This window comes from Oceanicaulis sp. UBA2681 (assembly GCF_002354675.1).
Lineage (GTDB): Bacteria > Pseudomonadota > Alphaproteobacteria > Caulobacterales > Maricaulaceae > Oceanicaulis > Oceanicaulis alexandrii.
This window is the reverse complement of the sequence record NZ_DEMB01000003.1, coordinates 139,546-157,673: the sequence shown is the minus strand read 5'-3', so window position 1 is coordinate 157,673 and position 18,128 is coordinate 139,546. Positions and strand designations below refer to the sequence as shown.

Genomic DNA, 18,128 nt, shown 5'->3' with positions numbered 1-18,128 from the left:
AACCTGCCCAAATCGGGCACGGTGTTCGTCTCGCTGAAAGAATCAGACAAGCCGATGATGATTGAATCCTGTCATCGCCTGACCGCTCTGGGCTTCAAACTGCTCGCAACCTCGGGCACGGCGAAGACCCTGGAAGAGGCCGGCGTGCCCGTTCAACCCATCAACAAGGTTTTCGAAGGTCGTCCTCACATCGTGGACGCCATCAAGAACGGTGAAGTCCAGCTGGTGTTCAACACCACCGAGGGTCAGCGCTCCATGATCGACAGTTATTCGATCCGCCGAACCGCGCTGGAAATGAAGATTCCATGCTATACGACAGCGTCGGCTTCACGGGCGGCAGTGAAGTCAATTGCGGCGATTGATGCAGGCCAGCTTGAACCGCGCTCATTGCAATCCTATCGTAATAGGCCGTCTGGCGGCTGAGTAGAGTTGTCAGTTCGTCAGAGCACTGATCACGAGACCGGACATTCATGCAGAAAATTCCGATGACCGCCGAGGGCCATAAAGCGCTCGACGAAGAACTCAGACACCTCAAGAGCGTGGAACGGCCTGCCGTGATCGCCGCGATTTCCGAAGCGCGCGAACATGGCGACCTGTCCGAGAACGCCGAGTACCATGCCGCCAAGGAGCGGCAGGGCTGGATTGAAGGCCGCGTGCAGGAGCTTGAGGACAAGATCGCTCGCGCCCAGGTCATCGACATCTCCAAGATGTCGGGCAGCCATGTGAAGTTCGGCGCCACCGTCACCGTGGTGGACGAGGACACCGAGCAGGAGAGCACCTACAAGATCGTCGGCGATGACGAGGCCGATGTGAAATCGGGCAAGATCTCGCTCTCCTCCCCCATCGCCCGCTCCATGATCAACAAGGAAGAAGGCGATGTGGTCGAGGTCAACGCCCCCGGCGGCGTGAAAAGCTACGAGATCCTCAAGGTCGAGTGGAAATAGGCTCGGCTTTCAGGCTCAGAAGACAAAACGGCCGGCGCGATGCGCCGGCCGTAAGTTTATCCGAAGCTGTGGAACGATCAGTTCTCGGGAAACAGAGCCAAGCGGATCTGACGCATGGCAGTGGCGTCGTCGGCGCGACCGGTCTGCTCATAGAGGTATTGCAACAGCAGCAGCATGTCCCGATCTTCGCCATCCTGAACCTGCCTCGCGTATTCAGCGTATGGCAGGGCAGCCTCGAACTCATCCAACTGCAAATAGGCTTGAGCGACCGTCCGGCTCATTTGCCCTGACATCGGGAATTCGTACCGAAGCAAACGGTCCAGCGACTGACGCACCGCGTCATAGTTTTCCATGACGAGGCTGAGCTGGAAAATCGCCGTCTCGACTCTGTACCGCTCTTCCTCGTTAGCGCCGCCGCTGGCGAGAGCGGCTTCAAAGGCCTCTACCGAAGCAGAGAAATCATCCAGCTCAAACAGAGCCCGTGCTTTGAGTTGTTCGACGATGAATGCGTCATACGGCGACTGGGGTTCGATCGTATTCAAGATATCCAAAGCCTGCTGATGGTCCTCGGCCTGCGCAGCCTCTTGCGCCGCCAGCACTTGCTCGCCGACAGCTTCGCTCAACACGCGGGTTTCAGCGCCCTGCACCTCCTGCCCGCTCAGCATCACCGCGAGCGCCGCTGACGGGGCCCCGGCCAGCAGGATCGCGGCGCCCGCCAAGACGGCTGCCAGGGCGCGCGGCTTGGCGCCGGTATGGCTGAGCGCGGCCTCAACGCGGCGTTTGCGCAAACGCTCCAGATCGGTCAGGAACCCTGTCGCCACCGCCGGCATGGGCGCGAGGCCAGCAATCGCTTCGGCATAGGGGCGGCGTTGGTCGGGCCCCAGGGCGTCCAGCACATCCGCATCACAGGCCAGCTCACGCGCGGCGGCCAGACGACGCTCGATGGCGCGATAGACCGGGTTGAACCAGATCAGCGCCGCCAGCGCCTCACCGATCAGGCGGTCCCGCTCATCGCCGCGCTTGATATGCATCAGCTCATGAGCGATGGCGGCTTCGGCATCGTCACGCTTTGCCAGCGTATCCGGCGCCAGGATGACCGGCTTGATGCCCACCACGAAAGGCGAGATCACCGCATCCACCACTCGCACCGGAGCCAGGGTTTGCGGCAGTCCAAGGTGCGCCCGCCAGCGTTGGGCGAGTTCTGACAAACGTCCATTGTCGGCGACAGAGGCGCGGATCAGGGTGCGGATCTGGCCGCGTTGCAAAACGCCTCGAGCAGCCATGATCGTGAGACCCGCCAGATAGAGAACCGCAATGAGCGGCAGGAGCGCGGCAGGCACGGAAGATACAGTCAGCTCGGCAAAGTCGAGAATCGGCTGGAATAGCGGCGCAGCGACGGGCACAGTCTGCTGCGCTCCATCTCCCAGAGTCACCTGCACGCTCGATGTATTGGCGCTCTGCTGTTGAGGGATCAAGCCTGCCCCCAGCACCACCAGGATCGGCGCAAAGGCGGCCAGGCGGGCCGCCTGCCACAGGCGCACGCCCAGACGCGGGGACAGATGCGGTTCCAGCGCGCGGGCGGCGAGCCAGGCGCAGAACGCAGCGGGAATTGTCGCTGCGCTCGTCCAGATCAGATCCATGACGCTCATTGTCCTGTCTCCTCCTCGTTATCCTTATGGCCGCCCTCATCCGCGCCTGCTTTCAGCAAGGCGTCGAGTTCGGCGCGCTCGCCCTCGTCGAGCAGGCGGCTGCCTGCGAAAGCAGACGCCGGCAGAGCGGTTGGGTCCGCTTCCAACACACGCTTGGTGAAGCTGCGCACCAGTCGGCTGATCAGATCGACCTTGCGATCGGCCGCCGCGAACACGGCAAGGCCGTGGACGCTGTCCTTGGTGACCAGCCCTTTGTCGACCATGCGTTGGATAACGGTGCGGGTGGTGGAATAGGACCAGCGCTGCGCCTCACCGATCTGGTCATGCACTTCACGGGCGCTGAGCCGGTCATGGGACCAGAGCGCCTTGAGCACTTCGAGCTCGCTGGGATTGGGTTCGGTCGTCATGTGACACCTCGCTTGTTTGCATTACAAATGTCACATGATTCTGACAGACGTCAACACACATTCGACTCACCGCCCTTCCCGCTTGACCCAAAAGGCATATCGGCGACGATGGCGGGCATGGACACACGCTCTTGCATTGTGGTCTCTGACGGGCGTCGGGGCATTGAAAATCAGGCCCTTGGCCTGGCCGAAGCGCTTGGGCGGCTGACCCCGCTCCAGATCCTGCCCATCCATGTGCCCCGCACCGGGAAATTGCCGGATGCGAGCATGATCGAGCCCGATCTGTGGATCGGCTGCGGTCGGGCGGCGGTGCGCGCGGCGGCGCTGCATCGCCGTCGCTGGCGGCGCACGCGCTTTGTCTATGTGCAGAAACCGCGCAGTCACACAGACCTGTTCGACTTGATCATCGCGCCTCGCCATGACCGGATGCACGGGCCGAACGTGCTCAACATTCTGGGCTCGCCCAACCGGATTACGCCGCAACGCCTGAACGAAGGCGCAAGCGCGTTCGCTGACCGGCTTGAGGCCCTGCCCGGTCCGCACGCCGCCCTGCTGATTGGCGGCGACAGCAAGCATCACCGGTTCACCGACGCCGCCTGCGCGAACCTGCTTGATGAGGCGGACTCCATAAGGCGTCAGGCAGGATCTCTCATGATCACCGTGTCACGCCGCACGCCGGATGCGCTGACCGAAGCGCTGCGCAGTCGCTACGCCCAGGCCGAGCGGGTCTGGTTTCATGACGGTGACGGCCCCAACCCCTATTTCGCCTTTCTGGCGGCGGCGGACTGGATTTGCGTCACCGAGGATTCCACGAACATGCTGTGTGAGGCCGCCGCCACGGGCGCACCGGTCTACCGGCTGGGTGTGGACGGCGATCCGGGCAAGTTCCGTCTGCTTTACGCCGGGCTGGAAGGCGCCGGCGCCTTGCGTCCCTATCTGGGCCGGTTGGAGAGCTGGAGCTATGATCCGCTTCACGAAACCGACAGAGCAGCGCACGCCGTGCTTGAAATTCTGGCCTAGGAAGGCGACATCAGGGCCATCAGACTCGCCCTGCCTGCGCACAACCCGGTTCAAGGGTACAATTGCGCGGCCCATGATTACGAAGGAGCCGGCCATGGCCGAGACCCGTCACGCCAAGCTTGTCATCATCGGTTCCGGTTCCGCCGGCTACACCGCCGCGATCTACGCCGCCCGCGCCATGCTGGAGCCGCTCCTGATTGCGGGCATGCAGCCGGGCGGTCAGCTGACCATCACCACCGATGTGGAAAACTATCCCGGCTTCGCCGATCCCATTCAGGGTCCCTGGCTGATGGAGCAGATGAAGGCGCAGGCGGAAAACATGGGCACGGCCTTCGCCGATGACCTGATCGTCGACGCCGATCTCAGCGCGCGCCCGTTCAAGCTGACCGGCGATAGCGGCGTGGTCTACACCGCGGACGCCGTGGTCATCGCCACCGGCGCCAGCGCCAAATGGCTCGGCCTGGACAGCGAGCAGGCGTATCAGGGCTATGGCGTGTCCGCCTGCGCCACATGCGACGGGTTTTTCTATCGCGACAAGGAAGTCTTCGTGGTCGGCGGCGGCAACACCGCGGTGGAAGAAGCGCTGTTTCTGACCAATTTCGCCTCGAAAGTGACGCTGGTGCACCGCCGCGATTCCCTGCGTGCGGAAAAGATCATGCAGGACCGCCTGTTCAATCACCCCAAGGTGGAAGTGGTCTGGGACAGCCAGCTTGAAGAGGTCACCGGCGAAGACAAGCCGGTCAAATCCGTCACCGGCGTCCGATTGAAGAACGTCAAGACCGGCGAGATCGAAGCGCGCCCCGCTGACGGCGTCTTCATCGCCATCGGCCATGCTCCGGCGACCGAGCTGTTCACCGGTCAGCTGGAAACCAAAGAGGGCGGCTATCTGGTCACCGCGCCCGATTCCACGGCCACCACGATCCCGGGCGTCTTCGCTGCAGGCGACGTGACCGACGACAAGTATCGCCAGGCCATCACGGCGGCGGGCATGGGCTGCATGGCGGCGCTGGAAGCGGAACGCTATCTCGCCGCCCTCGACGCCGCCCGCGACAAGGCGTCCGACGCAGCTTAACGCGCCCGGTTTCACTTGGCGGGGCGCAGTCTCGACGTTACACAATTGCGTATGACCTCGACGCCTGCGCCCCCCGCCCTCGCCCTGTCTGATTTGCGCTTCGCCTATACGCGGCGTCAGCCGGATGTCATCTCCATTGACGCCCTGCGCGTGGAAGCCGGCGAGCGAATTTTCCTTCGAGGCGCCAGCGGGTCCGGCAAATCCACATTACTGGGCCTGATCTCCGGCATCCTGGAGCCTCGCTCGGGCGATCTGGAGATTCTGGGCCAGGCAATGCAGACCCTGTCCCCGGCAAAGCGCGACGCGTTTCGCGCGGCGCATCTGGGCGTGATCTTCCAGATGTTCAACTTGCTGCCCTATCTGCCGGTGGGCGAGAACGTCATGCTGCCCTGTCGGTTCTCATCCGAGCGTGCGCGTCAGGCTGAAGCTGCAGGCGGCGAACAGGCTGAAGCGCGCAGACTGCTGGAACGGCTTGGCCTTGACGCCCGTGAAGTCTGGTCCCAGCGCGCGGCCAATCTCAGCGTCGGCCAGCAACAGCGCGTCGCCGCGGCGCGCGCCCTGATCGGCAAGCCGGGGCTGATCCTGGCGGACGAGCCGACCTCGGCGCTTGATGCGGACAGCCGGGACGCCTTCATCGCCTTGCTCAAGGAAGAATGCACCGCGTCTGGCGCGGCCTTGCTGTTCGTCAGCCATGACGGCGGCCTCGCCTCCCAGTTCGACCGCGCGCTGGATCTGAGCGAGATCAACACGGTCAGCGCGAAGGAGCCTGCATAATGGCGCGTCTGCCTGTCCTGAACCTCGCCCTGCGCTCCATCGCCAATCGCCGCGCCACCGCCATCCTGACCGTGTTGACGGTCGCCATTTCGGTCATGCTGTTTCTCGGCGTGGAGAAAGTGCGCCATGGCGCCCGCGAGAGCTTTGAAAACACCATCTCCGGCGTCGACCTGATCGTCGGCGCGCGATCGAGCCCGGTGAACCTGTTGCTCTATTCGGTGTTCCACATCGGCGACGCCACCAACAACATCACCTGGGAAAGCTATGAGACAGTGGCCAGCGCGCCCGGCGTGGCCTGGACCGTGCCGATCAGCCTGGGCGATTCCCATCGCGGTCACCGGGTGATCGGGTCGACGCCGGACCTGTTCGAACACTATCAATACGGCGGCGGACGCCATCTGGAGTTCGCCAGCGGCCAGCCCTTCAGCGACCTGTTCGGCGCCGTGATCGGCGCCGCCGTCGCGCGCGAACAGGGCTATCAGACTGGCGACGAGATCATCGTCGCCCACGGCATGGGCGCGGTGGGCTTCATCGAGCATGACAGCAACCCGTTCACCGTGGTGGGCGTGCTGGCGCCCACCGGGACGCCGCTGGACCAGTCCGTCATGGTCACCCTTGAAGCGATTGAAGCCATCCATCTGGGCGGCGCCACAGGATCGGGCGCGACTGTCTCCGCTGAAGAACTGCGCGCCATGGATCTGACGCCGGACCAGCTCACGGCCTTTTTCGTGGGGCTCGACAGCCCGGTGGCGGCGCTTCGGCTGCAGCGCGCCATCAACACCTATCCCGAAGAACCGCTGCAAGCCGTGATCCCGGGCGTGGCGCTGGCTCAGCTGTGGAGCATTGTGGGCGTCGCCGAACGCACTCTGGCCGCCGTAGCGGCGTTTGTGGTGCTGACAGGCCTTGTTTCGATCCTGACAGCCATCCTGACCAGCCTGAATGAGCGGCGACGCGAAATGGCGATCCTGCGCGCCCTTGGCGCCCGCCCCGGCCATGTCTTCGTGCTGCTGGTGGCGGAAGCGGCCCTGGTCGCGCTCGCCGGCGCTGTCCTGGGGGCGATCGCCACGTATGGCGCGCTCAACGCGCTCGCTCCGCTGCTGGAGGCGCGCTTCGGCATTCTCTTGCCGGGCTTGGCGCCGGGGCTATACGATCTGACCATTGTCGGCGCCGTTACCGGAGCCGCCGCTCTTCTCGGCCTGTTTCCGGCCTGGCGCGCCTATCGCAATTCGCTCGCTGACGGCATGACGATCAAACTGTAAAGGCGCCCCCTGATGGATTGGGACAAGCTCAAAACCTTCCACGCGGCCGCCGAAGTGGGATCGCTGACCGGCGCCGCGGAAGCCCTGGCCCTGTCGCAATCCGCCGTCAGCCGACAAATCTCGGCGCTCGAAGGCGAGCTGGGGGTGAAACTGTTTCATCGCCATACCCGCGGCCTGCTGCTGACCGAGCCGGGGCGCGTCCTGTTTGAAGCCAGCAAGGATGTGGCGGGCAAGATCGCGCTCGCTGAAGCCAATGTGCTGGACTGCCGGGATGAACCGAGCGGCTTGTTACGGGTGACCGCGCCCACCGCCATGGGCGCCACATGGCTCGCGCCGCGCCTGGCGCGCTTTCATGCGCTCTACCCGCAAATCCGGGTGCGCTTGCTGCTGGTCGACCATGAACTGGATATCGCCAACCTTGAAGCCGATGTGGCGCTGAGACCCTGGGCGGCGACCCAGAACGATCTCATCCAGCGCAAGCTGATGGTGGTGGACCAGCATCTGTATGCGTCTGAAGCCTATCTGGAGCGCAAGGGTGCGCCTTCGAGCTATGACGATCTCGACCGTCATGACTTTGTCGGCTACGGCCCGCGCAATCTGGCGCCCATCCCCAATCTCAACTGGCATCTGGATCTGGGCCGCGAGCCGGGCGACAAGCCGCGTGAGGCGCTGGCCGAAGCGAGCACGATTCACGGCATGATGCGTCTGGCCGAGGCCGGCCTGGGCCTGGTGGGCCTGCCCGATTACGTGGCGCGCGAAAATGACAGGCTCAAACGCCTGTTTGAGACCGTCGAGGGACCGCCCTTCGAAGTTTATCTGATCTTTCCTGAAGAATTGCGCGCATCGCGCCGGGTGAAAGCCTTCCGTGATTTCATCATGGAAGAGGTCAAACTCTGGCGCGAATAGCCGTTTCGACCCGTTTCGGGTCGGTTTGGATCCAATTGCGACATGATTGCGGCGGGGGGCTGACACAATTGTTGCAGCCCCGCAAAAACGCATAACGGCTATGGCGAACGGGCTGTTGTCCCGATTGCGGGAGAGGGGCATATACCCCCCCGACAGCGGATGCTTTGTCTGCTTTCCCCTTTGAGCGCATACCGTCTCCTCCCCGATTAGGTATGCTAAACTGAGCCGGTCACCGCCGATGCGGGGCCGGCTCTTTTCTTATTATAGAAGGCTTAGTCAGCCGCTATTGACGTCATGGACGTGCGCACCCTCCCCCTCGAGCGCACGTACAGAAAACCCCGCCAGCGTCTTCGCTGGCGGGGTTTTTCATGCTCTGGCGGTGCTTGAAGACCTAGCCCAGCGTCGCCCGCAACATCCAGGCCGTCTTCTCGTGCAAGGTGATGCGCGGGGCGATCAGGTCCGAGGTGGCCTCATCGCCATGTTCTTCCGCCAGCTTCAGCGCGTCGCGCGCCGTGCGCACCACTTGCTCGTGACCCGCCACCAGATTGGCGACCATGGTGTTGGCGTCAGGCGTGGCGCTGTCGTGCTTGATCTTGGCTGACGCGCCCATCTCTTCGTATGAAATCGGCGCCAGCACGCCCAGCGCACGGATGCGTTCGGCGATGTCGTCAGTGGCCGTCCACAGCTCGGTGTATTGTTCCTCGAACATGGTGTGCAGGTCGTGAAAGCGCGGACCGGTCACGTTCCAGTGATAGGCGTGCGTTTTGAAATAGAGCGCATACGTGTCGGCCAGCAGCGCCGTGACCGCCTTGGCCATGGTTTCGCGTTGCTCTTTGCTCAGACCCATATTGATGTCCATTGCCGCCTCCTTTGCGGTGAAATCCATACTTACAATGTGGGGATGAACGCCTTCGGGCGCCAACTGAGTTTTTGAAAGAAAGCTATAGAGTTTCTCTATGACTCGGCGGCGGCCTGACAGAACCGGACGATACGTTTCCCCGCCTCTTCCAGCGCGGCGTCATCGGTGGCGTATGACAGGCGGAAGCCGGCGGACGCGCCGAACGCGGTGCCAGGCACAACCGCCACGCCTTCTTCGGTGAGCAAGGCCTCACACACGTCCAGATCGGTCTTCAGGAACTGGCCGCCCTGAGAGGTCTTGCCGATCAGCCCGCCGCAATCGGCGAAAATGTAGAACGCCCCTTCCGGCGTGGGCGCGATCAGGCCCGGCGCATCCTCGAGCTTGTCGAGCATGGAGTCCCGGCGCGCCTTGAAGGCGGCGTTGCGCGGCTTGAGGAAGCCGTGATCGCCGTTAAGCGCCGCCACTGACGCCCACTGGCTGATGGAACAGGGGTTGGAGGTGGTCTGGCTCATCACCTTGGCCATGGCCTTGATCAGCTTCTCCGGCCCGGCGGCGTAGCCGATCCGCCAGCCTGTCATGGCGTAAGCCTTGGACACGCCGTTCATGGTCAGCGTGCGATCATACAGATTGGGCGCGACCTGGGCGAGGGTGGCGAATTCAAAACCGTCATAGACGAGGTGCTCGTACATGTCGTCAGTCAGGATAAGCACCTGGGGATGGCGCTCGAGCACCGCGGCGAGACCCTTGAGGTCTTCAGCCGTATACGCGACGCCGGTCGGGTTTGAGGGCGAGTTCAGGATCACCCAGCGCGTGCGGGGCGTGATCGCCGCTTCCAGCGCTTCAGGCGTCAGCTTGAAGCCGTCTTCAACGCCGGCGGAGGCGAACACCGGCTCCGCGCCGCATAACAGCGCCATTTCGGGATAGCTGACCCAGTAGGGCGCAGGGATCACCACCTCGTCGCCGGGGTTCAGCGTCGCGAGGAAGGCGTTGTAGATGACAGGCTTGCCGCCCGGCGACACGTTCACCTGAGCCGGGGTGTACTCAAGACCGTTATCGCGCTTGAATTTGGCGCAGATCGCCTCCTTCAGCTCCGGCAGGCCGTCCACATTGGTGTATTTGGTCTGACCGGATCGAATCGCGTTGATCGCCGCTTCCTTGATGTGGTCAGGCGTATCAAAATCGGGCTCGCCCGCGCCCAGACCGATCACGTCCTTGCCTTCCGCCTTGAGCTGACGCGCCTTCTGGCTGACCGCAATGGTGGCCGACGGCTTGACGCGGGACAGCGCCTCTGAGACGCGCAGCAAATCCTGCGCGGCGGATGCAGACTCGGACATGGACATACTCCTCAAGAACAAATTTCGCTGCAGCGCATCAATCAGGTCTACGCTGCAACAAAACAAAGCGGGTCACCAGCTGCGCCGGCGCCTCAATGGCGCGCTCGGCCACCCTCAACCCATAGGCCCGGGCCAGGCCCGACGGCCCCACAGCGCCCCATCCGGGCTCGGACTCGGCGCGGATCGCCGCCAGGCCAGCAGTATTTGAAGCAAAAGCGCGTGTGCGCAAGCGCTTGTTGTCGATATAGGGCGCCAGCTGGGCCAGCGCTTTTTCATGGCCCACAACACCAATGAGCGGGCTTTCGTCCACGATGCGGCGATACAGGTCAAAACGGATCTCGATAGAATGCTCGGCCAGCACGTGCGCCCAGCCCTCTTCAACCGCGGCGACCGTTTCAGCGATCGGCCCTGCGGCGCTATCGATCGCAGCGACGGCATATCGTGCGGCGCCGCCGCGCAGGGCGCCCAGAACAGAGTCCAAGGTGTCATGGGGATCCAGCAGACTGGTTTGCGGGACCAGCTGCTCGGCCGCCTGATGGGTGAAACTGCCTTCAGGCCCCAGAAACGCGGTCAACATGGCGACATCCTCCCGTGATCCGTCGCCAGCCTAATCGGCGCGCCTTCGCGCACAACCGCTCCGCCCAGAAATCAACACATTTGACCTCGCCTTCGCCCGATTTCAGCCCCGGAGCCGCCTCGGGACCAGCAGAGGCTAATTCATGTCCGGTTCACACGCCGCAGACCAGACAAGCCAAGGGAGGGCGAGACGATGAAGCAGAACACATCCAGCATGGGCCTTCTGGGCCTCGGTCTCGCAGCCCTGTGCCTGATCGCCGCCGCCTGGACGCTTCATACCGGATCGGCCAGCGGCGCTGAGTCCCTGTTTATCGCCGTCGAAGCGTCCGGCGCGACACATCTCGGACGCTAAGCGACTGATCAGTGATTGAAACCCCGGCGCAATGGCCTCATCTGTTGCGCTGTGAGTCTCTCTGCTTCTCCGCTCCCCGCCCTCAGCCCTGACCGGTTGCGCGACGCGATACGGCGCAGCCTGCCCCTGGGGCTGGCGATCCTCTTGCATATGGCGATGCTCGCGCTTCTGATCCGGACGCCGCCGGCCGAACTCTTGCGGATCAGCGCTGTCAGCGATGTTCTGGATGTGCGCTTTTACACAGTCAGCGCGACGGACGCTGAAAGCGACGCCCGTCTGATCGAACCGCCCCTGGCGGAGGTTGAAGCGGAACCGGCGTCGGCCGAGCCAGCGCCCGTGAATGAGACCGAGACAGCCGCGCCCGACACCGTGGCTGACGAAGACACGCCAGCTGATTCCCCTGAGAATGACATGCCGCCGGTTGACGACACTGCGATCGGTCTGCCCCCCGATGCCGCCCTTCCACAGGATAGCCCCGCGACTCAGAACAGTTCACGCGGCTCGGGCCGCGGCCAGCTCTCTTCATCTGCGCCGCCGCCTGCAAATGGCCCCGTCGCCACAACCCAGATCAATCCGGCGCCGCCGCGCGCCGCCGCCCGGCGGCCCAGCTTCGCTGACATTCTGGCGCGGGCTGAAACCCGGCTGGACCCGGCTGATTTTCAGGTCGCGCTGTCCCTGAACGGCGTCGTGGGAACAGTCCGTGAGAGCTTCTGCCTGTCCTCATCCCAAGCCAATCTGGAAGCGGGAGCGTGTCCGGACGGGCCCAATCCGAGATCCGCCGAGCTGGCCCGCTTCGGTCTTCAGGCTCTGGGCGAGGCGTCGCCGGAATTTATCGAAGACATGGACCGCATGGCCTTCCAACTGCGGCAGCTGGGCGCGAACCCCTCTCAAGTCGAGCGGATCATGCTGGCGCTCAGCGAGGCGCGCCGCGAAGCGATCGCCGCCCCCGGCGTGACCCGCGCCATGCAGCGTGACGCAGAGAGCCGCACCGATAATCTGGGCAATCCGATTTCAGACCCAGATTGATCGCCCTGCAAGACACGCCATCCACGCGAGTGCTTAATCACTGATCAACCCAAGCAGGCAACGCTCCGAGATTGGCTTCGGGAGATCAAGCAATGCTGTCCAATATACCTGTGACCTGGCGAATGATTGTCTCCGCCTTGTTGCCAACGCTCGCCCTGTTGTTCTTTGCAAGCAGCCTCGTGATCAATCAATGGAGCGTCTCGCGAGACATGGCGACCGTGGAGGACGCCACACGGTTCAGTCGGAGCATCAGCGAGCTGGTTCACGAACTCCAGCGAGAACGCGGACGCTCCGCCGGATTTGTGGGCAGCCAGGGCGACGATGCCTATCGCCGGGCCTTGCAAGCGCAGCGCGATGAAACCGACAGCGCCTTGAGTCAGTACCGAAGAGCTCGACACACTGCAGGCGCAAGCCTGAACGAGCCCCATCTCGAAGAGGTGCTGCAGCGGGTGGACGAGCATCTCGCGCAGCTGGACACTCATCGCCAGCGCATTGACGGCTTGAACCTCAATCTCGGTCAAGCGGTCGGCCCCTTCACGCAAACCATAACGACGATGCTGCAATCCGTCGCCGAACTCTCCCGTCTCGGCAAATCCAGCGACCTGTCGAGTCAGATGGTCGGCCTGCTCAATCTCATGTCAGCGAAGGAAAGCGCTGGCATTGAGCGGGCTGTCGGATCCAACATTTTCGCCTCGCGAAGCGTGACGCCTGACAGGCATCAACTGGCGTTGAATTTGATGGCGCGTCAGACCGCCTTTTTTACAGAGTTTCGCGAATTGATGGGCGCTGACTGGGCGCAAAGGCTCGACACCCTTCTGGAACAACCCGAATCGCTCGCCGTCAACACTGCGCGCGAAAACCTGATCGCCGCGGGATATGGAGCGGAGCTATCAGACCTGACCGGCAGCGACTGGTTTGAGCTGACCACCCGGCGTATCGAGCTTCTGATGCAGCTCGAAGAAGCCCTTGCCCAGGACATCATCAGCCAGGCTGCAGACTTGCGCGCCAGCGCAGCCAGCACCGCACTGATGACCTTGGCGCTGACCGTCATGATCACGCTGCTCACCTTGCTGGGAACTGTCGCATTGATGTGGTCTGTGGTGAAACCCTTGGCGTCTATCACCGACTGCCTGGACCGACTGGCTGGCGGCGACACCAGCGTTGATATCGCAGGCGCAGAGCGCCGTGACGAGATCGGCGTTCTGGCGCGCACAGCGGAATCCTTCCGCAAAGCCTCGCATGAGCGCGAACAAGCGATTCAGGACCGGGCGCAGAGCGAGCAGGCTGCGATGAGAGAGCGCCGCAAGGTTCTCAGCGAGATGGCGGCCCGTGTGGAAGCGGCCACCCTGGAGTCTGTGGGGGCCGTCGCCGACACCGCACAATCTCTGAAGTCCAACAGCGACACGATCCGCGCAACGCTCGAAAATGCAGGCCGCACGGCGGATCAGGTCACTCAGGCCACCGAGCAGAACGTCAAGCACACGGGCCGCGCCGCCGAACTGGCGTCTGAGCTTTCCGCCGCGATTGGCGAAGTCACCCAGCAGATCACGCGCGGCGACGCCCTGGCGCGCAATGCGATGGGTGAAGCGGACCGATCGCGGCAGAGTGTGGAGGAGCTCAATGAAGCCGCGCAGCAGATCAGCGACTTCATTGGAATGATCACCGACATCGCCGAGCAGACCAATCTGCTGGCGCTTAACGCCACGATTGAAGCCGCGCGCGCCGGAGATGCCGGCAAAGGCTTCGCGGTGGTCGCAAGCGAGGTGAAGGCGCTGGCCGCCCAGACCAATCAGTCGACCACCCAGATCGCCGAACGTGTCGCCCAGATCCAGAACCGCACCCAATCGACGGTGGAGGCGATGAACGCCATCAGCCAGTCTATTGAAAATATTGGCGAAGTGACAGCGTCTGTGGCCGCCGCGATGGAAGAGCAATCCGCGTCCACAGGGTCTCTCTCAAGCTTTGTCGACCAGAATCGCGAAGCGCTGACGCGCGTGAGCAGCGATATCAGTGAACTGGTCGAGATGACCACGCGTTCCGCCAAGGATGCAGAAGGCATGGCGGGCCTGGTGCAAACCATGGCGACCACAGCAAGCGAGGCCAGCACAGCGATTCCCGAGATCGTTCAGCAAGCCGTGGCCGCAGCCGAGAGCCGGCGAGAACAACGCCAGTCCGTGCAACACAATGCCGAGCTGATGGTCGGCGACAAGCGGATGACCATCACGCTGATTGATGCTTCAAAACAGGGCGTTCGGATCGCTTGCAATGACCTCACGGAAGGCCAGATCGTCAAGCTGACCAGCCCGCCGCTGGATGATCTGGCGACGGTGATCTGGGCCAGCGGGGGAGAGGCCGGACTAAGTTTCGCAGAGCCCCTGTGCGAAAACGCGCTGAAAGTGCTGTTAGACGCGGGCGCCCGGGCGATTGCAGCCTGATCAGCCGTTGACGGGTTGCGGCATTGACCGCGAGGGGGAAATGCCGCTTGCATGCGGCCATGAACTTTCTGTCCGACACCACCGCCCCCGCCCATCCCGCCTTGCTGGACGCGCTGACGCGCGCCAACGAAGGCTTCGCGCCCAGCTATGGCGCAGACCCGGTCAGCGCCGGGGTGAAACGCCAGCTCTGCGAGCTGTTTGAAACAGAGCTGGAGGTGGTCTTCACGGTGTCCGGGACAGCCTCCAACGCATTGGCCCTTTCCGTGCTGTGCCCGCCAGACGCCATGGTGTTGTGTCATGACGAAGCGCACATCCATCGCGATGAACGCGGCGCGCCGGAGTTTTTCACCCGCGGCGCCAAGCTGCTGCCGCTGGCGGGCGAGCACGCCAAAATCCATCCCGAGGCGCTGGCTGATACGCTGAAACAATGGCCGAGTGATTTCGTCCACGCCACGCCGCCCGCCGTCCTGAGCCTGTCCCAGCTCAACGAGTCAGGCTGCGCCTATACGCTGGACGAGCTGGACGCCTTGATCAGCCAGGCCAAAGCGCGCGATCTGTTCGTGCACATGGACGGGGCGCGCTTTTCCAACGCGTTGGTCTCGCTGAGCTGCACGCCCGCCGAGATGACCTGGAAACGCGGCGTGGACGCGCTGAGCCTGGGCGCCACAAAGAACGGCGTCATGGCCAGCGAAGCGATCATCCTGTTCCCGTCGGTCAAGGACCGCCTGCCCCAACTGCTCGCCAATCAGAAACGCGCCGGGCTTATGCTGCCCAAGATGCGCTATGTCTCCGCCCAGATGGGCGCCTGGCTGGAGCACAATCTCTGGCTGGACCTGGCGCGCAAGGCCAACGCCGCCGCCAAGCGCCTGTCAGACGGGCTGGCGGCGCTGCCAGGGGCGGAGCTTGTGCATCCCACTGAAGGCAATGAGGTGTTCATCCGGCTTGATGAGACGCTGGCCGCGCGCCTGCGCGAGGCCGGGGCCGGATTTTACAGCTGGCCGGACGGCTCGGCGCGCTTCGTGGCCAGCTGGTGCACGACCGACGCCGAAATCAGCGCCGTTCTGGACGCGGCTGAGGCCTAGGCTTTGCCGTCTTCCTTGTCGCCAATGCGGCGGAAGGGGCCCGCATAGCGCGGATCCTGACGGCGGCGACGGTCGGGACCGAAATAGCCCGGCGTCTTCACAAAGCGCCGCGGCTTCTCGATCAGGGTCACCAGCCGGTTGTAAAGGTCCACCGGCCGGACCGGCTTGGCGAGGTATTCGTTCACCCCCGCATTGATCGCCTCAAAGACTTTCGACCGGTCGGTGTGGCCCGACACCATCACGATCGGCAGATACTTGTTCGGGCTGTCGGACGCGGTGCGGATCAGCCGGGTGAATTCCAGTCCATCCACATCGCCGAGCATGTAATCGACCAGCGCCAGATCCGGATTGGCGTTGCGCATCAACTCGAAAGCATCCGCTGCGTCACGGGTCTCGATCACCGAGCGCACCCCGAAGCCCTGCAAAATCGTGCGCAGGATCGAGGACATGTGGGCGTTATCCTCAACGATAAGCACCCGAATTCGTTCAAAACTGCCTTGAGACATGGCGCTTTAGCGACCCTGCTGATTGACGTCCGTGACCCGCACATTGCCTCACAAACGGTTAAACAAGACTTGCAGCTCCGCACCCCCTGTTCAAGCCGTTGCAGCGCCCCCATATTGCCCCCATGCCCAAGCTGACCCGTGATGATAGCGCCCTCGCCCCGCAAGGCGTCGAGGACATGGCCCAGGCCGATTTTGTTCAGGACCAGGCCGTGTCCGGATCCATCAAGGATCCGCTGAGCCTGCCTGCGAACTGGACCCCGCACCGCCCCGACCGTCCCGACAAATCGGAGGGGGGGCAGAAATTCCAGATGGTGTCCGATTACGAACCCGCCGGCGACCAGCCCCATGCGATCGCGGAGCTGGTGGAGGGGGTCAACCAGTCGGAGAAGGACCAGGTTCTCCTCGGAGTCACCGGCTCCGGCAAGACTTTCACCATGGCGAAAGTGATTGAAAACGTTCAGCGTCCCGCTTTGATCCTGGCGCCGAACAAAACCCTGGCGGCGCAGTTGTACGGCGAGTTCAAGGCGTATTTTCCCCATAATGCGGTGGAGTATTTCGTCTCCTACTACGACTACTACCAGCCCGAAGCCTATGTGCCGCGCACCGACACCTTCATCGAGAAGGAGTCCACCATCAACGAGGCCATCGACCGGATGCGCCACGCCGCCACCCGCGCGATCCTGGAGCGCGACGACGTCATCATCGTCGCCTCGGTGTCTTGCATTTACGGCATCGGCTCGGTGGAGACCTACACCGCCATGGTATTCGATCTGGAGGTGGGGGCGGAGAAAGATCCCCGCCAGGTCATGCGCGACCTCGTCTCGCTGCAGTACACAAGAAACGACGCCGCCTTCCAGCGCGGCACGTTTCGTCTGCGCGGCGACGTGCTGGAGATCTTCCCCGCCCACTATGACGCCCGCGCCTGGCGCATCAGCTTTTTCGGCGACGAGATCGAGTCCATCAAGGAATTCGACGCCCTCACCGGCCAGCCGATCAGCGAGCTTGAGAAGGTCCGCGTCTACGCGAACTCGCACTATGTCACCCCGCGCCCGACGCTGAACCAGGCCATTGTCAGCATCAAGAAAGAGCTCACCGAGCGCCTTGAATGGATGGAGGCCAACGGCAAGCTGCTGGAGGCCCAGCGCCTGCAACAGCGCACCGAGTTCGACCTTGAAATGCTCGAGGCGACCGGTTCGTGCATGGGGATCGAGAACTATTCGCGCTATCTCACCGGCCGCAAGCCCGGCGAGCCGCCCCCCACCATGTTTGAATACATGCCCGACAACGCGCTGGTCTTCATCGACGAAAGCCATGTCACCGTGCCCCAGCTCGGCGCCATGTATAAAGGCGACTTCAGCCGCAAGCGCACCCTGGCCGAGCACGGCTTCCGCCTGCCGTCATGCCTGGATAACCGCCCCCTCAAATTTGAGGAATGGGAGGCCATGCGCCCGCAGACGCTGCACGTCTCCGCGACTCCGGGAAAGTGGGAGCTGAACCAGACCGGCGGCGTGTTCACCGAGCAGGTCATCCGCCCCACCGGCCTGATCGACCCGCCCGTGGAGGTCCGCCCCGTGCAGACCGAGACCTCCTCCCAGGTCGACGACATCATCGAGGAGGCCCGCAAGGCCGCTGAAAAGGGCTTTCGCACCCTCATCACCACCCTCACCAAGAAAATGGCCGAGGACCTCACCGAATACATGCATGAGCAGGGGCTGAAGGTCCGCTACATGCATTCCGACATCGACACGGTGGAGCGGATCGAGCTGATCCGCGATCTGCGCCTGGGCGAATACGACGTCCTTGTCGGCATCAACCTGCTACGCGAGGGCCTCGACATTCCCGAATGCGGCCTCGTCGGCATTCTCGATGCGGACAAGGAAGGCTTCCTGCGCTCTGAAACCTCGCTCGTTCAGACCATTGGCCGCGC

General features: G+C 63.3%; 17 protein-coding genes and 1 pseudogene. 12 read left to right on the top strand and 6 right to left on the bottom strand.

The window, feature by feature from the left end:
* Together B3M53_RS01430 and greA are read left to right on the top strand one after the other, a co-directional pair.
* A pseudogene (locus B3M53_RS01430) lies at nucleotides 1-423 on the top strand (carbamoyl phosphate synthase large subunit); the annotation flags it as partial.
* A gap of 47 nt (nucleotides 424-470) precedes the next feature.
* Nucleotides 471-944, top strand: a complete 474-nt coding sequence (gene greA / locus B3M53_RS01425; RefSeq protein WP_022701568.1) for a transcription elongation factor GreA — start codon at nucleotides 471-473, stop codon at nucleotides 942-944.
* A 77-nt stretch (nucleotides 945-1,021) separates the two neighbouring features.
* Here greA and B3M53_RS01420 read toward each other — a convergent pair whose 3' ends face one another.
* Nucleotides 1,022-2,593, bottom strand: coding sequence for a M56 family metallopeptidase (locus B3M53_RS01420; protein ID WP_286799522.1), 1,572 nt, complete (start codon nucleotides 2,591-2,593; stop codon nucleotides 1,022-1,024).
* Entirely contained in the window at nucleotides 2,590-3,000 is a 411-nt protein-coding gene (locus tag B3M53_RS01415) for a BlaI/MecI/CopY family transcriptional regulator (RefSeq protein WP_286799521.1), read from the bottom strand. The genes B3M53_RS01420 and B3M53_RS01415 overlap by 4 nt, the downstream gene beginning before the upstream one ends.
* A 117-nt stretch (nucleotides 3,001-3,117) precedes the next feature.
* Here B3M53_RS01415 and B3M53_RS01410 point away from each other — a divergent pair, with 117 nt between their 5' ends.
* The 5 genes from B3M53_RS01410 to B3M53_RS01390 all read left to right on the top strand — a co-directional run bounded on the left by B3M53_RS01410 (nucleotide 3,118) and on the right by B3M53_RS01390 (nucleotide 8,031).
* Nucleotides 3,118-4,020 carry a mitochondrial fission ELM1 family protein gene (locus B3M53_RS01410; RefSeq protein ID WP_286799520.1) on the top strand — a complete coding sequence of 301 codons (903 nt, stop codon included), beginning with the start codon at nucleotides 3,118-3,120 and terminating at the stop codon, nucleotides 4,018-4,020.
* A 94-nt stretch (nucleotides 4,021-4,114) separates the two neighbouring features.
* Nucleotides 4,115-5,092 (top strand): thioredoxin-disulfide reductase, encoded by a 978-nt coding sequence (gene trxB / locus B3M53_RS01405; RefSeq protein WP_273145982.1) that lies wholly within the window; start codon nucleotides 4,115-4,117, stop codon nucleotides 5,090-5,092.
* A gap of 51 nt (nucleotides 5,093-5,143) precedes the next feature.
* Nucleotides 5,144-5,866 carry an ABC transporter ATP-binding protein gene (locus tag B3M53_RS01400; RefSeq protein WP_022701563.1) on the top strand — a complete coding sequence of 241 codons (723 nt, stop codon included), beginning with the start codon at nucleotides 5,144-5,146 and terminating at the stop codon, nucleotides 5,864-5,866.
* Nucleotides 5,866-7,125 (top strand): ABC transporter permease, encoded by a 1,260-nt coding sequence (locus B3M53_RS01395; protein ID WP_286799517.1) that lies wholly within the window; start codon nucleotides 5,866-5,868, stop codon nucleotides 7,123-7,125. The genes B3M53_RS01400 and B3M53_RS01395 overlap by 1 nt, the downstream gene beginning before the upstream one ends.
* A gap of 12 nt (nucleotides 7,126-7,137) precedes the next feature.
* Nucleotides 7,138-8,031: a LysR family transcriptional regulator gene (locus tag B3M53_RS01390; RefSeq protein WP_022701561.1), complete on the top strand. Its 894-nt coding sequence runs from the start codon at nucleotides 7,138-7,140 to the stop codon at nucleotides 8,029-8,031.
* 391 nt (nucleotides 8,032-8,422) lie between these two features.
* Here B3M53_RS01390 and B3M53_RS01385 read toward each other — a convergent pair whose 3' ends face one another.
* The 3 genes from B3M53_RS01385 to B3M53_RS01375 form a co-directional block, all read right to left on the bottom strand.
* Complete coding sequence (locus B3M53_RS01385; RefSeq protein WP_022701560.1) at nucleotides 8,423-8,890, bottom strand: Dps family protein; 468 nt, start codon at nucleotides 8,888-8,890, stop codon at nucleotides 8,423-8,425.
* 95 nt (nucleotides 8,891-8,985) lie between these two features.
* Nucleotides 8,986-10,224 (bottom strand): pyridoxal phosphate-dependent aminotransferase, encoded by a 1,239-nt coding sequence (locus tag B3M53_RS01380; protein ID WP_273145976.1) that lies wholly within the window; start codon nucleotides 10,222-10,224, stop codon nucleotides 8,986-8,988.
* A 37-nt stretch (nucleotides 10,225-10,261) separates the two neighbouring features.
* A complete protein-coding gene (locus tag B3M53_RS01375) occupies nucleotides 10,262-10,801 on the bottom strand; it encodes a prephenate dehydratase domain-containing protein (protein WP_286799515.1) in 540 nt (179 codons plus the stop codon).
* 192 nt (nucleotides 10,802-10,993) lie between these two features.
* On the opposite strand from B3M53_RS01375, the gene B3M53_RS01370 reads away from it, so the two are divergent.
* The 4 genes from B3M53_RS01370 to B3M53_RS01355 all read left to right on the top strand — a co-directional run bounded on the left by B3M53_RS01370 (nucleotide 10,994) and on the right by B3M53_RS01355 (nucleotide 15,695).
* Complete coding sequence (locus B3M53_RS01370) at nucleotides 10,994-11,152, top strand: hypothetical protein (protein WP_286799514.1); 159 nt, start codon at nucleotides 10,994-10,996, stop codon at nucleotides 11,150-11,152.
* Nucleotides 11,153-11,308: 156 nt separating this feature from the next.
* On the top strand, nucleotides 11,309-12,178 hold the full coding sequence (locus tag B3M53_RS01365) for a hypothetical protein (protein ID WP_286799513.1): 870 nt from the start codon (nucleotides 11,309-11,311) through the stop codon (nucleotides 12,176-12,178).
* A gap of 92 nt (nucleotides 12,179-12,270) precedes the next feature.
* Nucleotides 12,271-14,613: a methyl-accepting chemotaxis protein gene (locus B3M53_RS01360; protein WP_286799512.1), complete on the top strand. Its 2,343-nt coding sequence runs from the start codon at nucleotides 12,271-12,273 to the stop codon at nucleotides 14,611-14,613.
* A gap of 59 nt (nucleotides 14,614-14,672) precedes the next feature.
* Complete coding sequence (locus B3M53_RS01355; RefSeq protein WP_286799511.1) at nucleotides 14,673-15,695, top strand: threonine aldolase family protein; 1,023 nt, start codon at nucleotides 14,673-14,675, stop codon at nucleotides 15,693-15,695.
* Here B3M53_RS01355 and B3M53_RS01350 read toward each other — a convergent pair.
* Nucleotides 15,692-16,201, bottom strand: a complete 510-nt coding sequence (locus B3M53_RS01350; RefSeq protein ID WP_273145971.1) for a response regulator — start codon at nucleotides 16,199-16,201, stop codon at nucleotides 15,692-15,694. The two genes, B3M53_RS01355 and B3M53_RS01350, sit on opposite strands and share 4 nt — an antisense overlap.
* A 122-nt stretch (nucleotides 16,202-16,323) precedes the next feature.
* Between B3M53_RS01350 and uvrB the strand changes: the two genes are divergently transcribed.
* On the top strand, nucleotides 16,324-18,128 hold a 1,805-nt coding region (gene uvrB, locus B3M53_RS01345; RefSeq protein ID WP_414690680.1), incomplete at its 3' end, for an excinuclease ABC subunit UvrB.

What these genes read in the sequence shown, in the direction of transcription:
- B3M53_RS01365 (WP_286799513.1), top strand. Translation starts at nt 11,309, where the DNA reads ATGCTCGCGCTTCTGATCCGGACGCCGCCGGCCGAACTCTTGCGGATC.
- B3M53_RS01350 (WP_273145971.1), bottom strand. Translation starts at nt 16,201, where the DNA reads ATGTCTCAAGGCAGTTTTGAACGAATTCGGGTGCTTATCGTTGAGGAT.
- B3M53_RS01380 (WP_273145976.1), bottom strand. Translation starts at nt 10,224, where the DNA reads ATGTCCGAGTCTGCATCCGCCGCGCAGGATTTGCTGCGCGTCTCAGAG.
- greA (WP_022701568.1), top strand. Translation starts at nt 471, where the DNA reads ATGCAGAAAATTCCGATGACCGCCGAGGGCCATAAAGCGCTCGACGAA.
- B3M53_RS01375 (WP_286799515.1), bottom strand. Translation starts at nt 10,801, where the DNA reads ATGTTGACCGCGTTTCTGGGGCCTGAAGGCAGTTTCACCCATCAGGCG.
- B3M53_RS01395 (WP_286799517.1), top strand. Translation starts at nt 5,866, where the DNA reads ATGGCGCGTCTGCCTGTCCTGAACCTCGCCCTGCGCTCCATCGCCAAT.
- B3M53_RS01390 (WP_022701561.1), top strand. Translation starts at nt 7,138, where the DNA reads ATGGATTGGGACAAGCTCAAAACCTTCCACGCGGCCGCCGAAGTGGGA.
- B3M53_RS01415 (WP_286799521.1), bottom strand. Translation starts at nt 3,000, where the DNA reads ATGACGACCGAACCCAATCCCAGCGAGCTCGAAGTGCTCAAGGCGCTC.
- trxB (WP_273145982.1), top strand. Translation starts at nt 4,115, where the DNA reads ATGGCCGAGACCCGTCACGCCAAGCTTGTCATCATCGGTTCCGGTTCC.
- B3M53_RS01370 (WP_286799514.1), top strand. Translation starts at nt 10,994, where the DNA reads ATGAAGCAGAACACATCCAGCATGGGCCTTCTGGGCCTCGGTCTCGCA.
- B3M53_RS01400 (WP_022701563.1), top strand. Translation starts at nt 5,144, where the DNA reads ATGACCTCGACGCCTGCGCCCCCCGCCCTCGCCCTGTCTGATTTGCGC.
- B3M53_RS01355 (WP_286799511.1), top strand. Translation starts at nt 14,673, where the DNA reads ATGAACTTTCTGTCCGACACCACCGCCCCCGCCCATCCCGCCTTGCTG.
- B3M53_RS01420 (WP_286799522.1), bottom strand. Translation starts at nt 2,593, where the DNA reads ATGAGCGTCATGGATCTGATCTGGACGAGCGCAGCGACAATTCCCGCT.
- B3M53_RS01360 (WP_286799512.1), top strand. Translation starts at nt 12,271, where the DNA reads ATGCTGTCCAATATACCTGTGACCTGGCGAATGATTGTCTCCGCCTTG.
- B3M53_RS01410 (WP_286799520.1), top strand. Translation starts at nt 3,118, where the DNA reads ATGGACACACGCTCTTGCATTGTGGTCTCTGACGGGCGTCGGGGCATT.
- B3M53_RS01385 (WP_022701560.1), bottom strand. Translation starts at nt 8,890, where the DNA reads ATGGACATCAATATGGGTCTGAGCAAAGAGCAACGCGAAACCATGGCC.